Raw genomic sequence first — 14,186 nt, 5'->3', positions numbered from 1 at the left:
ATGGCGTTCTGGAGCAACCTGCTGGGCTACCAGGCGACATGGTTCGCCGTGGTCTGGAGCGCGGGACGGGGCCAGGCCTGGATTGGCATGTGTGCCTGCCTGCTCTTCATCGCCTGGCAGTGGCATGCATCCGATAAGCGCGCCGCCGATATGCGGGTGCTGCTCACCGCGTTCGCCTGCGGATTGCTGCTGGACGGCGCGATGACAGGCAGTGGATTGCTGCACTACGCGACACCCGTGCCGGCACTGCCCGCCCCGATCTGGATCGTGCTGCTCTGGGGCGCATTCGCCATGACCTTGAACCATTCGATGGCGTGGTTCTCCAATCGGCCATGGATCGCCGCGCTGTTCGCGGCCATTGGTGGACCACTCGCTTACCTTGGTGCTTCACGCGGGTTCGACGCAGTGACGTTCCCGAACCCGCCTTGGCCCGCACTGGCTGCGCTGTCGATCGGATGGGCATTGTCGCTGCCACTGCTGTTGCGTATCGCGACCTGGCATCGCCATTCATCCACCGGGGCACGCGCATGACCGTTTGGCAACAACTCTTGCTGGTATGGATATTGGCCGCCGTTGCCCAGGCGCTCGCATGGCGTTGGCAGTTGCGAAACCGCAATGCCGGCATCGTCGATGTGGTGTGGTCGCTCGGCACGGGCAGCGCCGCCATCATCATCGCGATCACTGGCTCCGGTTCCGCCCTGCCACGCACCATCCTGGCCGTGCTTGGCGGCCTGTGGGGGCTGCGCCTGGGCCTGCATCTGTGGCAACGCGTGCGCAGCGAATCGGAAGACGGCCGCTACCGCGCACTGCGTGGGCGTTGGGGTGATGACCAGCGCAAGTGGTTCGCTATGTTCCAGTTCCAGGCGCTGCTGATCACCCTGTTTTCGCTGCCCTTCCTCGCGGTGGCCGCCAATCCCGTCGGCACATGGCATCCCGCCTTCGTCGGTGGCATCGCGACCTGGCTCGCCTGTGTCTTCGGTGAGGCTGTCGCCGACCGCCAGCTGGCGCAATTCCGCGCCGACCCCGCCAACCGCGGCAAGACCTGCCGAATCGGGCTGTGGCGTTATTCGCGCCACCCGAACTATTTCTTCGAATGGCTGCATTGGTTCGCCTATGTGTTGCTGGCGATCGGTTCGCCGATCGCATGGCTGGCATGGTCCGGCCCCATCGTCATGTACATGTTCCTGCGCTGGCTGAGCGGCATCCCGTTCACCGAGGCGCAAGCACTGCGCACGCGCGGCGAAGACTACGCCCGCTACCAGCGTACTACCCCGATGTTGTTCCCGTGGTTTCCCAAGGAGGACCGATGAACGCAAGCGCCGATGCCATGGAATTGTCCAGCGACCGTGCTGCCCCTGGCGTGCTTGGACTGGCCGAGCGTGGGTTGATCCCCGACGCCCTGTTGCGCGCGGGTATCCGCCGCATGTGTGCGCAGCGCCTGCGCGAGGAGCACGCCGATGATCCCGATGCCGCCGCGCGCCGCAACGCCGCGTTGATCGCCGAACTGCGGCAGAGCCCGGTCGCGATCCAGACCGATGCCGCCAACCGCCAGCACTACGAATTGCCACCGGAGTTCTTCCTGCGTTGCCTTGGCCCGCGGTTGAAATACTCCGGCTGCTATTACCCGACCGGCAAGGAAACCCTTGCGCAGGCCGAGGAAGCGATGCTCGCGCTTTACGGCGAACGTGCGCAGCTGATCGATGGCCAGAACATCCTGGAGCTGGGCTGCGGCTGGGGATCGCTGACTTTGTGGATGGCGGAAAAACTTCCCCATTCGCGCATCACCGCGGTATCCAACTCGCGTCCCCAGCGTGAATTAATCGAGGCGCGTTGCCGCGAGCGCGGGCTCACCAACGTCCGCGTGCTCACCTGCGACGTGAACCGGTTGGAACTGCCTGCTGCCAACTTCGACCGCTGTGTATCGATCGAGATGTTCGAGCACATGCGCAACTACGCGACCTTGCTGGATCGAATCAGCGGTTGGCTACGCCCCGACGGCCGGCTATTCGTGCACATCTTCTGCCACCGCAGCTTGCTGTATCCGTTCGAGACCGCCGGTGATGACAACTGGATGGGCCGCCACTTCTTCACCGGCGGGCTGATGCCGGCGGCCGACACCCTGCTGTGGTTCCAGGACAGCTTGAAGATCGAGGACCGCTGGCTGGTCGACGGCACCCACTACCAGCGCACCGCGAACCATTGGCTGGAAAACCAGGACGCGCAGCGGGACGTGACCATGTCGGTGTTGCGCGACGCATATGGCGAAGCCGCGCCGTTGTGGTTCCAACGCTGGCGAATGTTCTGGATGGCCTGCGCGGAACTGTTCGGCTACGACAACGGGCGCGAATGGATGGTGGCCCATTACCGTTTCGCGAAGGGTGCCGCATGAGCAAGCGATCATTCGCGGCACTGGGACTCGCCATGCTTGTTTCCGCCTGCGCCTCCGCGCCGCCCACCATCCCGCCCGTCGACACGGTCGACCTGCAACGTTTCATGGGCGACTGGTACGTCATCGCGCATATCCCCTCCTATCCGGAGCAGGAGGCGTACAACGCGGTGGAATCGTATCGGCTCGATGGCGAACGGATCCGCACCACCTTCCGTTTCCGCAAGGGAAGTTTCGATGCTTCGTTGAAGACCATGGAACCGGTAGGCCGCGTGGTGCCGGGCAGCAACAACGCAGTATGGGGCATGCAGTTCGTGTGGCCGATCCAGGCCGAGTACGTGATCGCCGATCTTTCGCCGGACTACCAGCGCACCCTGGTCGCCCGCAGCAAGCGCGATTACCTGTGGATCATGGCGCGCACCCCGACCATCGCCGACGCCGACTACGCCGCCTTGGTGGAAAAGGCGGAAGCACTGGGATACGACATCGCCAAGCTGCGCAAGGTCCCGCAGCAATGGCCGGAAACCGCCGCGGATGCGCGCAGGTGATGCAAGGCTCGCTCGCCTTGCGCGCCGCAGCAACGGCAGTACTCGCGTTACTCGCCACTGGCTGCCAGCGCACCGCATTCCTGTGGGCAAACCATGGCTTGCCGCCTCCCGATACCAGCATCGTCTATTCGCAAGGATCCGGCGTATCGCTGGACGTCTATCGACCCACCCAGCCAACCGACAAGCCCGCCCCGGTCCTGGTGTTTTTCTATGGCGGCGCCTGGGACAGTGGTCGTCGCCAGGATTACCGCTTTGTTGGGCACAGGCTTGCGGCTGCCGGAATCGTCACCCTGGTCGCGGACTATCGGACATGGCCGACTGTCGGCTTCCCGGGATTCGTGGAAGATAGTGCAAAGGCCGTGGCCTGGGCGCAGAAGCATGCCGGCGACTTCGGCGGCGATCCCGCGCGCTTGTTCATCGCCGGCCACTCGGCGGGTGCGCAAATCGCGGCCTTGCTTGGCACCGATGCACGCTACTTGCGCGCGCAAGGCATGCAGCTGCAAGACCTGGCCGGGGTGATCGGCCTGTCCGGCCCTTATGATTTCGACGTGACCGGCGACCTGATACCGATCTTCGGCCCGGCCACGCAATGGGCGGACGCGCAAGCGATCAACTTCGTCGATGGCGACGAACCGCCTTTCCTGCTGGTGCATGGGGATGCCGACCAACGTGTCGAGGCACTGGATAGCAAGTTGTTGGCCAGTCGCCTGCAAGCCGTTGGCGGCAGCGTCAGGCTGCTGATGCTGGAGGGTGCCGGCCATATCGCCCCGCTTGCAGCCTTGTATGCCCCGCAGCGCGAACCACGAGTCCTGGACGAAATCCTGCGTTTCATCGGCACTGGAAAGCGCTAGCCGGCACGCAGTTCCATTCCGATACGGCAGGCCAGTGCATCGAAGCCGGGGAACGAAGTCGCCACGTTGGCGATCTCGCCGATCCGTACTTCACCATCGGCCAATTGCGCGGCCACCGCGAATGCCATCGCGATGCGATGGTCGCCGTGCGATTCGACGCTGCCACCATGCAAGGAACCGCCGTGGATGGTCGCGCCGTCCGGCGTTTCATCGACCTTGATGCCAAGCGCACGCAGGCCGGTGGCCATGGTCGCGATGCGGTCGGATTCCTTGACCCGCAATTCCGCAGCACCTCGCACCACGGTCGCACCTGTTGCGCAGGCCGCCGCGACGAACAACACCGGGAATTCATCGATCATGTCCGGCACGTGTTCGACAGGCACTTCGATGCCGTGCAGTGGTGCATGCCGTACGCGCAGGTCGGCCACGGGTTCGCCACCCTGCTCGCCCGCGTTTTCCTCGACGATGTCCGCGCCCATCAGACGCAACACTTGCAACAGGCCGGTGCGGCGCGGGTTCATGCCGACCCGGCGCAGCAGCAGTTCAGAGCCCGGCACAAGGCTCGCGGCGACGATGAAGAACGCGGCCGAGGAAAAATCCGCCGGCACGCTGACATCGGTCGCGTGCAGCGTCTCCCCGCCGCGCACGGCGGCGAAGCCGGGCGCGAACTCGCAAGGCACGCCGAACGCGGTGAGCATGCGTTCGGTGTAATCGCGGGTGGGATGCGGCTCATGCACGCGGGTTTCGCCTTCCGCATACAGGCCCGCGAGCAGCAAGGCGGATTTCAACTGCGCGCTCGCCACCGGCAACGTGGCGTCGACGCCATGCAAGGCTTGCCCGCCACGGATACGTAGTGGCGCACTGCCGTCATTCGATTCGATCATCGCGCCCATCGCCGCCAGCGGATCGATCACCCGCCGCATCGGCCGCTTGCTCAGGGATTCATCACCGACCAAAGTGCTGTCGAAACGCTGCCCAGCAAGCAGGCCGGCGAGCAGGCGCATCGCGGTACCGGCGTTGCCGCAGTCCAATGCTTCGTCAGTGGGCTGCAATCCATGCAAGCCGACGCCATGCACGATGCGCACGCCATCGCTGGGTGCCTCGATGCGCACGCCCAGCTGGCGGAAGATCGCGGCGGTGGCGCGGGTGTCCTCGCCTTCCAGGAAGCCATCGATGCGAGTCACGCCTTCGGCGAGCGCGCCGAACATGATCGCGCGGTGGCTGACCGACTTGTCGCCCGGCACCAGCAGTTCACCGTGTAGCGGGCCACCACGCGAAGCGATCCAGTCGGCGCTCACGCCATCACCTCGTCGAGTACCGCAAGCAGCCGTGCATTCTCCGCTTCAGTGCCAACGGTGATGCGCAGGCATTCGCCCAACCCATAGCCGCCCATCGGCCGCAGCACCACGCCGCGCGAAACCAATGCGGCTTCGATGCGCCCGGCATCGTCGCCGAATTCCACCAGCAGGAAATTGGTTTGCGATGGCGATACCTTCAAGCCGCGCGCACGCAACGCATCGGCCAAGGCCACGCGTTGCGCCGTGTTGCCGGCGACGGATGCCTGCAGGTGTCCTGCATCGGACAGCGCGGCTTCCGCCGCCGCCAGGCCCAGCGCATTGACGTTGAAACTCTCGCGCACGCGCTCCATCACCGCGATCAGCTGCGGGTGCGCCACCGCGTAACCCACGCGCAGGCCAGCCAATGCATAGGCCTTGCTGAAAGTGCGAGTCACGACCAGGTTGGGATGCCGCGCAACCAGCGGCAACGCGGACGCAAAATCGGCGGCATCGACGAACTCGGCATAGGCCTCGTCCACCACCACGATCACCTGCTCAGGCACGCGCGCCACGAAATCGGCGAACAGATCCGCGCCGAACCAGGTGCCGGTCGGGTTGTTCGGATTGGCCAGGTAGACCAGCTTTGTGCGCGGGCCGATCGCTTCCAGCACCGCTGCCAAGTCATGACCACGCGGCATCGCATGTTCGCGCGACAACGCCGGCGCCAACCGCAACTCCGCGCCTGCAGCTTGCGCCGCCAGCGCGTACACCGCGAAGCCGAATTTCGAGGCCACGACCTCATCGCCCGGCCCCGCAAACACCTGCGCGAACTGCATCAGCAATTCATGCGAGCCGTTGCCGAGCAACAGGTTCGCGGTCGCGATGCCGTGGTGCGCCGCCAGCGCGCGCTTGAGGTCGCCGCCCAGCGGATCCGGATAGATGTGGATGCCGGCCAACGCATCGACGATGGCCTGCTTCGCTTTCGGGCTGGCGCCGTACGGATTCTCGTTCGAACCGAGTTCGACCAGTTGCGCTTCGACGTAGCGGCGACGCAAGGCGACCAGGTCGTGACCGGGATCGTAAGCGCGCAGGCCGCGGACGCCGGGGCGCGCGAGGGTTTCGAAATCGACCATGTTCAGAGGATCGCGACGGGATAGGAACCCAGCACGCGCACTTCATCGCCCTTCTCGGCGACTTCGGCCAGCGCGTCTTTCAGCGGCGATTCCTCGCAATGGCCGGCGACGTCGATGAAAAACGCGTACTGCCACAAGTGGCCGTGCGCGGGCCGCGACTCGATCCGGTTCATGCTGATGCCGCGCCGCGCCAACGGTTCCAGCACGCCGTACAGCGCACCGGGACGATCGCGGATGAACACCAGCAACGAGGTGCGGTCGTGACCGGATGGCGGGAACGATTCGCGGCCCAGCACCAGGAAGCGCGTGGTGTTGTCGCTGCGATCCTCGATGGGGCCCGCGATCTTCTTCAGCCCGTACACATGACCGGCGGATTCGCCGGCAATCGCCGCGGCATCGTCCGCATTGCGCGCGCGGCGCGCGGCTTCGGCATTGCTGGAAACGGGGATCTTCTCCGCCTTCGGCAGGTGCTCGCGCAACCAGCCGCCGCATTGCGCCAGCGACATCGGGTGCGAATAGATCCGCTCGATGTCTTCGATGCGGCCGCTGCGCGACAGCAGATGCTGGTGCACGCGCAGTTCGACTTCGCCGCAGATCTTGAGCGGCGAAGTCAGGAACAGGTCGAGCGTGACCTGGATGGTGCCCTGCCCGGAATTTTCCACCGGCACCACGCCGAAATCGGCATGACCGGCGGCGACTTCCTGGAACACTTCCTCGATGCTGGCCAGCGGCAGGCCGTGCGCGGAATGGCCGAAATGTTTGTGAACCGCCTGCTGGCTGAACGTGCCTTCCGGCCCGAGGTAGCCGATCTTCAGCGGCTCCTGCTGGGCGAGGCAAGCCGACATGATTTCGCGGAACAACCGCACCAGCACGTCGTCAGCCAGCGGGCCGTCGTTGCGATCCACCACGCGGCGCAACACCTGTGCTTCGCGTTCCGGGCGGTAGTAATCCACCGCCGCCGCCAGCTTGCCCTTGGCCTTGCCGACCTGGTGCGCCCAATTGGCGCGTTCGGCGATCAGCTCCTGGATGCGACGGTCAATGCCGTCGATCTGTTCGCGCACTTGCGCAAGATCGGGCTTGGCCTCGGGCGGCTGCGCCTGCTTCTGTTGCGCTTGTTTGTCTGCTTTCTTAGCCATTTCGCTGCTGGAAATCCTTCATGAAATCGGCCAACGCCTGCACCCCGGCTTCCGGCATCGCGTTGTAGATCGAGGCGCGCATGCCGCCCAGCACGCGGTGACCCTTGAGCGAGATCAACCCGGCTTCGCGCGCCTGCGCAAGGAAGGCATCGTTCAGCGATTCGTCGTGCAGGAAGAACGGCACGTTCATGCGCGATCGAGCGTCAGTCGCCACTTCGTTGCGATAGAAGCCGCCGGAACCGTCGATGGCCGCATACAGCAGCGCGGCCTTGCGCGCGTTCTGCGCGGCGAATTCGGCCACGCCGCCTTCGTCCAGCATCCACTTCACGGTCAGCCCGAGCATGTACCAGTTCCAGCTGGGCGGTGTATTGAGCATGGATTCGGCTTCGAGCTGGGCGCGATAGTCGAAGATCGGCGCGCGCGGTTGGCCGGCACGCTGCAAGAGGTCGCGACGCACGATCAGCACGGCGATGCCGACCGGCCCCAGGTTCTTCTGCGCACCGGCGTAGATCGCGCCGAAACGCGAAATATCCAGCGGTTCCGAGGCGATCGAGCTGCTGAAATCGGCGATCAGCGGGACATCGCCCACCGACGGAATGTCGCGGAATTCGACGCCATGGATCGTTTCGTTCGCGGTGACATGCACATACGCCGCATCAGCGGACAGCATCCACTTCGCCCGCGACGGGATGTCGCGGAAACCGCCGCCCTCGCTGCTGGCGGCGATGCGCGCATCGATCACCGGCGCGACCTGCTTGAGCGCAGTCTTGCCCCAGTGACCGGTGACCACGTAATCGGCCGCCTGCCCGGGGGCGGCGAAGTTAAGCGGCAGCAGCGCCTGCACCGTGGTGGCGCCGCCGGCGGTGAAGATCACCGCGTAGTCGTCGGGGATCGACAGCAGGGTGCGCAGGTCGGCCTCGGTACGGCGCGCGACCTCCAGGAATTCCGGCCCGCGATGGCTGATCTCGACGATGGACGCGCCGGCATCGCGATACTCCAGCATCTCCGCCTGCGCCTGGCGCAGGACGGCTTCCGGCAACGCGGCGGGACCGGGGCTGAAGTTGTAGGCACGCGACATCGGGGCGGCTCCAAGGGATTTACCGCAGTATGCCGCAGCGCAGCACGAGCCGGAATGGTGCTTTCAGCTGCAACTTTTGTCGCGCAAAGCACTCTATGCTGCAGACCTGCCCGGAGATTCCGATGAAACAGCGCGATGCACTCCGCATCCCCGCCGACCTGGTAACCGACGAGGCCGTCTATCGCGACCGCCGCCGGGTGCTGGCGGCACTAGGCCTGCTGCCCGCACTGGGCATGGCCGGCTGCTCCGAAGCCGCGCCGCCGCCGTCGAACGTGGTGGTGACGCCGGAACAGGCCAAATCGGGCTTCCGCACCGCGGAGGAACAGACCCGCGAGCTGGATGCCACCAGCTACAACAATTTCTACGAGTTCGGCACCAACAAGGACGATCCGTCGAACGCCGCAAAGACGCTACGAACCTCACCATGGACGGTTGCGGTGGGTGGACACTGCGCCAAGCCCGGCAAGCTCTCGCTGGACGACTTGCTGAAAGGATTTACGCCGCAGGAACGCATCTACCGGATGCGCTGCGTGGAAGGCTGGTCGATGGTGATCCCGTGGCTGGGCGTGCCATTGGGCGATGTGCTGAAGCGCTTCGAACCGACCTCGAAGGCGAAGTACGTCGCCTTCACCAGCCTGGCCGATCCACGACAGATGCCGGGCGTGCGCGCCGACGTGCTGGACTGGCCGTACCGCGAGGGCCTGCGCATCGACGAAGCCATGCACCCGCTCACCCTGCTCGCCACTGGCCTGTACGGCAAGCCGTTGCCGCAGCAGAACGGCGCGCCACTGCGGCTGATCGTGCCGTGGAAATACGGCTTCAAGGGGATCAAGTCGATCATCTCGATCACCTTCGTCGAGAACATGCCCAAGACCAGCTGGAACATGTCGCAGGCTTCGGAATACGGCTTCTTTTCCAACGTAAACCCGGCGGTGGATCATCCGCGCTGGAGCCAGAAGACCGAACGCCGGATCGCCGGCAGTGCCAGCAAGCTGTTCGCAGAACGCATTCCCACCCTGCCGTTCAATGGTTATGCCGCCCAAGTGGCATCGCTGTATGCGGGCATGGATTTGAAGAAGTGGTTTTGATGGCGCTTCGCTTCGCGCATGCGGGGTGGGCCAGCCTTTGCGCGACACGCTGTGAATACGTCCATGTAGGCTCTTCGACGACATCCATGTCGTCGAAGGCCGCTCAAAGGCTGGCCCACCCCGCATGCGCTCGTTGACGCTTCCGAAAGGCATCGTCCACCTCGCCGCGCTGACGCCCCTGGCGATCCTGCTATGGCAGATGTGGAGCGTGGCGAAAACCGGCAGCAACGTGCTGGGCGCGGATCCCGTCGCCGAGATCGAACATACGCTTGGCCTGTGGGCACTGCGCTTCCTGATGCTGACGCTAGCGATCACCCCACTGCGCCAGCTGACCGGCTGGAATGTACTGGTGCGTTTCCGGCGCATGCTTGGCCTGTACGCCTTCGCCTACGCCAGTCTGCATTTCGCTGCCTACCTGGGCCTGGATCTGCGCGGCTACTGGACGCAAGTATTCGAAGACATCGCGAAGCGCCCGTACATCACCGTGGGCTTCATCGCGTGGTTGCTGCTGGTGCCGCTGGCGATCACGTCCACGACTGGCTGGATCAAGCGGCTTGGCCGCAACTGGGCACGCCTGCACAAGCTGGTCTATGCCGTGGCCGTGCTGGCGGTGCTGCATTTCTGGTGGCTGGTCAAATCCGACATCCGCGAACCGGCGCTATATGCCGGCATCGCCGCATTGCTGCTAGGCTGGAGGGTCTGGAAGCGCCAGCGGGTCAGAACTTCTCTTTCAGCACGCGCTTGATCTCGCTCTCGATCGGATCCTTGAACATCGCGGTCAGGAAACCGAGTTTGGCGTGGACATGCAGGTCCTTCGCTGCCAACTCGATCGCGCCCTCCACGCCCGAGCGCGAGAAGTTCAGCGTGTCGCCGTCCCAGTCGTAATCCATGTCGAACTTCTCGGCGAGCTTCTTTGCCACTTCCTCGATCGCCTTGCGGGCCTTGGGCTTGGGCAGCGAATGGGGGTGGCGGATGTCGATGCGGGACATGGGCGTGGCATGTGTCGGACGGTGCCGCATTGTGCCCCGCCTCGCAGCAGCCAACCAGCCTTGGATGGCGTGCTAGATTCCCGCCAATGAACGAACTGCGTCTGCGATTCTGCGATGGCGACCAAGCCGATCTGCCACTTGGCGCGGGCGTGCATGCGCTTGGGCGGCTGCCCACCGGACTTGGCCCGGTGGATGACCAGCAGTCGTGGCTGCTGCAGTTGTGCAACGACCGCCGCGGCATCTGGATGACGGTGGCCGACGAACTGCGTGGCGTGCATGTGAATGGCCGTCCGGTGCAGCACGTGGCGATGCTGCGCGCCGGCGACAGCATCCACGTCGACGGCAACGAGCTGCTGTTGACCGCCGCCAACGACGGCCGCACGCTGCCGCCTGCCGATAGCGGCCAGCGCGATCCGATCGGCAACCTGCGCCTGGTTCTGCGTGGCGTGGGCGGCACCCACCACGGCCGCAGCATCAGCTTGGACAAGCCACGCAGGATCGGTCGTGCGCAGGATGCCGACATCCGCATCGAAGGCCCCGGCATCGCCGAACGCCACGCCTTGGTCGAAGCGGTGAACGGGCAAGCCGTGTTGCGCGATGCCGATGCCGACGTCCTGGTCAACGGCCAGCGCGTTCGCGAGGCTGCACTGCATGCCGGCGACCAGATCGCGTTCGATGTACAGCACCGGTTCGTGGTGGAGGGCCCGCCACCGCCGGTTCCCGGCCCTTCGCCCAGCGCACGGCTGCGCGCGGCATTTGCCGACAATGCGGACGAAGCTCCCAGCGTCCCCCGCAAATCCTGGCTGCAGCGCATGCCATGGCTGCTGATCACGGCGATCCTGCTGGCCGCGGCACTGGCTGCGCTGTTGCTGTTCGGTGCGCGCTGAACTCAGCCGCCGAACGGGTCCGCAACCCCCGCGAACAGGCGCTGCATCACCCGGGTTTCGTTGCGGCGGATATCGGCCAGGAAGGCCTGTGCATCGCCAAGGTCGGCGAAGGCGGCAAAACCGCGTTCCAGGAACACCTGCAGTTCACCAAGCCCGGCCGCCTTCGCCGGTAATCGCGACAGCTTGAGCAGCATGCCGACGCCCGGCATCCGCAATGCGGCGGCAAGCCCTTCCCCCACCTCGGCAATCACGGCGATCTGGCGCATGCGCAGCCGCGGCAGGCCGACCTCGCGATACGCGCGCGCGTACAAATCCGCGTCGATGGCGCGACGGCGACCCGCCAACGCTTGCAGGGCTTCGGCCATGCGTAGGTCGAACGCGTGGGTCAGGGCGCCCAGCTCGATGCCGTCCGCCACTGTCTTCAGCAACGCCGCCGGCAGCAACGTCTGCATCATCGGGATCACCCGCGCGATGTCGGCATCACGACGTGTGAAATCGTGGTCGCCATACACATCGGTGAGGAAGAAGCGTGCCGCCGGCCGCCGCGCCGGATCCTGCAGGAAACCCGCAAAACTGCGTTCCAGCCGTTGCGCCTGCCAGGCTTGCAACGGCTTGAGCCAGCGCAAGGCATTGCGCGGCTCGCGCACCGGGTCGTACAGCGCCTGGTGGCAGGTCAGGCGCCGTGCAAGGCGCACGCTCGGGTCGGGCTTGGCGTGTTCGCGACTGGCAGGCATGCATGAAGTGTCGGCAGCCGGGCGAATCGACGCAATACTCGGTAGCGCTCCGCTACACTCGGCCGCGTCCCGCACGAGTCCCTTGCATGCTGTCATTGCACGCCGCCGAACACTCCCGTCCAAATCGTGGTGGTGCGCCGCGCATCGGCCTGGCCATCGCCGGTGGCGGCCCGATCGGCGCGATGTACGAACTGGGTGCGTTGCGCGCACTCGATGAGGCCTGCGACGGCCTCGACCTGACCCGGCTGGACTGTTATGTGGGCGTCAGCTCCGGCGCGTTCTTCGCCGCTGGATTGGCCAACCGCATGGACACCGCCGAGTTGTGCCGCATCTTCATCAGCGGCGACAGCCAGGATGTGACCTTCCGTCCGGAAACCTTCCTGCGCCCGGCGCTGCTGGAATACGTGCGTCGGGCGGCGTCGATTCCACGCCTGGCTGCCAAGCTCACCCACGACCTGTGGTTCGGCCGCGGCGATTCGCGCTGGTCGGATCTGGTCACTCGCATCGGCGGCCTGGTGCCAACCGGCCTGTTCGACAACGCCGAGGTCGAACGCTTCCTGCGCGACGTGTTCAGCCGCCGTGGCCGCAGCAACGATTTCCGCAAGCTGTCGCGCCCGCTGTACGTGATCGGCGTGGACCTGGACAGCGGCGAGGCGGTGCGCTTCGGCGATGAAGGCTGGGACGACGTGCCGATCTCGCAGGCGGTGCAGGCCAGCGCCGCCCTGCCCGGCCTGTACCCGCCGGTCGAAATTTTCGACAAGAGCGGGCGCGGGCGGCATTTCGTCGATGGTGCGCTACGCCGCACAATGCATGCCTCGGTGGTGCTGGACCGCGATGTCGACCTGATGCTCGGCATCAACCCGCTGGTGCCGTTCAACCCCGGCAACGATGCGGATACCGAAGCGGAATCGCACCGTTTCAGTGACCGCCGCATCGCCGAGGGCGGCCTACCCGGCGTGCTCTCGCAGACCCTGCGCACGATGCTGCAGTCGCGCATGCAGGTCGGCCTGGCGCGTTATGCGCAGCAGTATCCGGACATCGACCAGCTGGTGTTCGAGCCCAATGCCGCCGACCGCGAACTGTTTTACACCAACGTTTTCAGCTTCGCCGCACGCCGGCGCATTTCGCAACTCGCCTACCGCAACACCCTGGCCGACCTGCGCAACCGCCGCGAGGTGCTGGCGCCGGTGCTGGCGCGCCACGGCATCACCCTGCGCGAGGACGTGATCGCCGATCGGCCGCGTTCGATCCTGGCCCATTTGCCGCCTTCGGCGCGCAATACGGAAACCACCGCCGTGCTTGGCCGTGCGCTCGACGACATCGAACATTCGCTGCACAAAAGACGTCGCACGCAATCCCGTCGCATGGTGTGAATGCTCTAGACAAGAACGCCATTCTGCTTCGCAATCCATTCTCGTTGCGCCCGTTGGAGGGCACATGGCCAAGCTGAAGAAAACCGCAAACAAGAAGTCCGCCGGCGCCGCGAAGGACAGCAAGGCGCAGGCCGAGCGCCTGGGCAAGTCGATCACCGAATCCGCGCAGCAGATCTGGCTGGCCGGCATGGGTGCGTTCAACCGCGCGCAGGCCGAAGGCAGCAAGCTGTTCGAAAGCCTGGTCCGCGACGGCCTGTCGCTGGAGCAGACCGCGCGTAAGTTCACCGGCGCCCGCGCCGATTTCGTCCGCGATGCGGTCGAAGGCAAGGTCGGCCAGGCCCGCGAGCGCGCCGTCGACACCTGGGACAAGCTGGAGAAGGTGTTCGAGGAACGCGTGCAGCGCGCGCTGGTCAAGCTTGGCGTGCCCGGCCGCGACGATCTCAACGCGCTCACCGCGCGCGTCGAACGCCTGACCGAGGAACTGCGCAAGGCCAACGGCGGCGCCGCACCGAAGGCCGCCAAGGCCCCGCGCAAAGTCGCCGCCAAGAAGGCGCCCGCCAAGCGCGCAACCGCGAAGAAGGCCACCAGCAAGCGCGCGTCCAAGTCTTCCGACGAATAAGCACCGCCCAAGTCCCGTCAGTCCGCCGTTTCGCTAGCTCCCCTCCCCCTGCGAATTCGGACTGGCGGGCATTTTTTTGCCTGCAGT

At 65.5% G+C, this 14,186-nt stretch carries 16 protein-coding genes; 10 read left to right on the top strand and 6 right to left on the bottom strand.

Annotation, left to right across the window (positions count from 1 at the left end):
- Genes G7079_RS07300 through G7079_RS07280 form a run of 5 tightly spaced genes read left to right on the top strand, consistent with a single transcriptional unit; the run spans nt 1 to nt 3,785 of the window.
- Nucleotides 1-531 (top strand): DUF2878 domain-containing protein, encoded by a 531-nt coding sequence (locus G7079_RS07300; RefSeq protein WP_166056679.1) that lies wholly within the window; start codon nt 1-3, stop codon nt 529-531.
- Nucleotides 528-1,310: a DUF1295 domain-containing protein gene (locus G7079_RS07295; RefSeq protein ID WP_166056678.1), complete on the top strand. Its 783-nt coding sequence runs from the start codon at nt 528-530 to the stop codon at nt 1,308-1,310. The genes G7079_RS07300 and G7079_RS07295 overlap by 4 nt, the downstream gene beginning before the upstream one ends.
- Before the next feature lie 17 nt (nt 1,311-1,327).
- Nucleotides 1,328-2,389, top strand: coding sequence for a class I SAM-dependent methyltransferase (locus tag G7079_RS07290; RefSeq protein ID WP_240906278.1), 1,062 nt, complete (start codon nt 1,328-1,330; stop codon nt 2,387-2,389).
- 32 nt (nt 2,390-2,421) lie between these two features.
- Nucleotides 2,422-2,934: a lipocalin family protein gene (locus G7079_RS07285; protein WP_240906277.1), complete on the top strand. Its 513-nt coding sequence runs from the start codon at nt 2,422-2,424 to the stop codon at nt 2,932-2,934.
- Nucleotides 2,934-3,785, top strand: a complete 852-nt coding sequence (locus G7079_RS07280; protein ID WP_166056675.1) for an alpha/beta hydrolase — start codon at nt 2,934-2,936, stop codon at nt 3,783-3,785. Before G7079_RS07285 ends, G7079_RS07280 begins: the two co-directional genes overlap by 1 nt.
- Here G7079_RS07280 and aroA read toward each other — a convergent pair.
- Genes aroA through serC form a run of 4 tightly spaced genes read right to left on the bottom strand, consistent with a single transcriptional unit; the run spans nt 3,782 to nt 8,409 of the window.
- Nucleotides 3,782-5,083, bottom strand: coding sequence for a 3-phosphoshikimate 1-carboxyvinyltransferase (gene aroA / locus G7079_RS07275; RefSeq protein ID WP_166056674.1), 1,302 nt, complete (start codon nt 5,081-5,083; stop codon nt 3,782-3,784). The two genes, G7079_RS07280 and aroA, sit on opposite strands and share 4 nt — an antisense overlap.
- A complete protein-coding gene (gene hisC / locus G7079_RS07270) occupies nt 5,080-6,195 on the bottom strand; it encodes a histidinol-phosphate transaminase (protein WP_166056673.1) in 1,116 nt (371 codons plus the stop codon). Before hisC ends, aroA begins: the two co-directional genes overlap by 4 nt.
- A 2-nt stretch (nt 6,196-6,197) precedes the next feature.
- A complete protein-coding gene (gene pheA, locus G7079_RS07265) occupies nt 6,198-7,331 on the bottom strand; it encodes a prephenate dehydratase (RefSeq protein ID WP_166056672.1) in 1,134 nt (377 codons plus the stop codon).
- Nucleotides 7,324-8,409, bottom strand: a complete 1,086-nt coding sequence (gene serC, locus G7079_RS07260) for a 3-phosphoserine/phosphohydroxythreonine transaminase (RefSeq protein WP_166056671.1) — start codon at nt 8,407-8,409, stop codon at nt 7,324-7,326. Before serC ends, pheA begins: the two co-directional genes overlap by 8 nt.
- Nucleotides 8,410-8,531: 122 nt before the next feature.
- Here serC and msrP point away from each other — a divergent pair, with 122 nt between their 5' ends.
- Entirely contained in the window at nt 8,532-9,497 is a 966-nt protein-coding gene (msrP, locus tag G7079_RS07255; protein ID WP_166056670.1) for a protein-methionine-sulfoxide reductase catalytic subunit MsrP, read from the top strand.
- Between the two features lie 133 nt (nt 9,498-9,630).
- Complete coding sequence (gene msrQ, locus G7079_RS07250; protein ID WP_240906137.1) at nt 9,631-10,242, top strand: protein-methionine-sulfoxide reductase heme-binding subunit MsrQ; 612 nt, start codon at nt 9,631-9,633, stop codon at nt 10,240-10,242.
- Here msrQ and G7079_RS07245 read toward each other — a convergent pair.
- The gene (locus G7079_RS07245; RefSeq protein ID WP_166056668.1) at nt 10,214-10,486 is read right to left on the bottom strand and encodes a polyhydroxyalkanoic acid system family protein; all 273 of its coding nucleotides are present in this window, start codon (nt 10,484-10,486) and stop codon (nt 10,214-10,216) included. The genes msrQ and G7079_RS07245 overlap by 29 nt on opposite strands.
- 86 nt (nt 10,487-10,572) lie before the next feature.
- Here G7079_RS07245 and G7079_RS07240 point away from each other — a divergent pair, with 86 nt between their 5' ends.
- Nucleotides 10,573-11,373 (top strand): FHA domain-containing protein, encoded by an 801-nt coding sequence (locus tag G7079_RS07240; protein WP_166056667.1) that lies wholly within the window; start codon nt 10,573-10,575, stop codon nt 11,371-11,373.
- A 2-nt stretch (nt 11,374-11,375) separates the two neighbouring features.
- Here the strand turns inward: G7079_RS07240 and G7079_RS07235 are convergent, their stop codons facing one another.
- On the bottom strand, nt 11,376-12,107 hold the full coding sequence (locus tag G7079_RS07235) for a hypothetical protein (protein WP_166056666.1): 732 nt from the start codon (nt 12,105-12,107) through the stop codon (nt 11,376-11,378).
- An 86-nt stretch (nt 12,108-12,193) separates the two neighbouring features.
- Here G7079_RS07235 and G7079_RS07230 point away from each other — a divergent pair, with 86 nt between their 5' ends.
- A complete protein-coding gene (locus G7079_RS07230; RefSeq protein WP_166056665.1) occupies nt 12,194-13,480 on the top strand; it encodes a patatin-like phospholipase family protein in 1,287 nt (428 codons plus the stop codon).
- Nucleotides 13,481-13,544: 64 nt separating this feature from the next.
- Complete coding sequence (locus G7079_RS07225; RefSeq protein WP_166056664.1) at nt 13,545-14,099, top strand: phasin family protein; 555 nt, start codon at nt 13,545-13,547, stop codon at nt 14,097-14,099.
- Nucleotides 14,100-14,186: the final 87 nt, after the last annotated feature.

Origin of the sequence: Thermomonas sp. HDW16 (genome assembly GCF_011302915.1) — a bacterium.
Taxonomy (GTDB): domain Bacteria; phylum Pseudomonadota; class Gammaproteobacteria; order Xanthomonadales; family Xanthomonadaceae; genus Thermomonas.
Note: the sequence above shows the minus strand (reverse complement) of the source record. Positions and strands in the feature narration are given on the sequence as shown.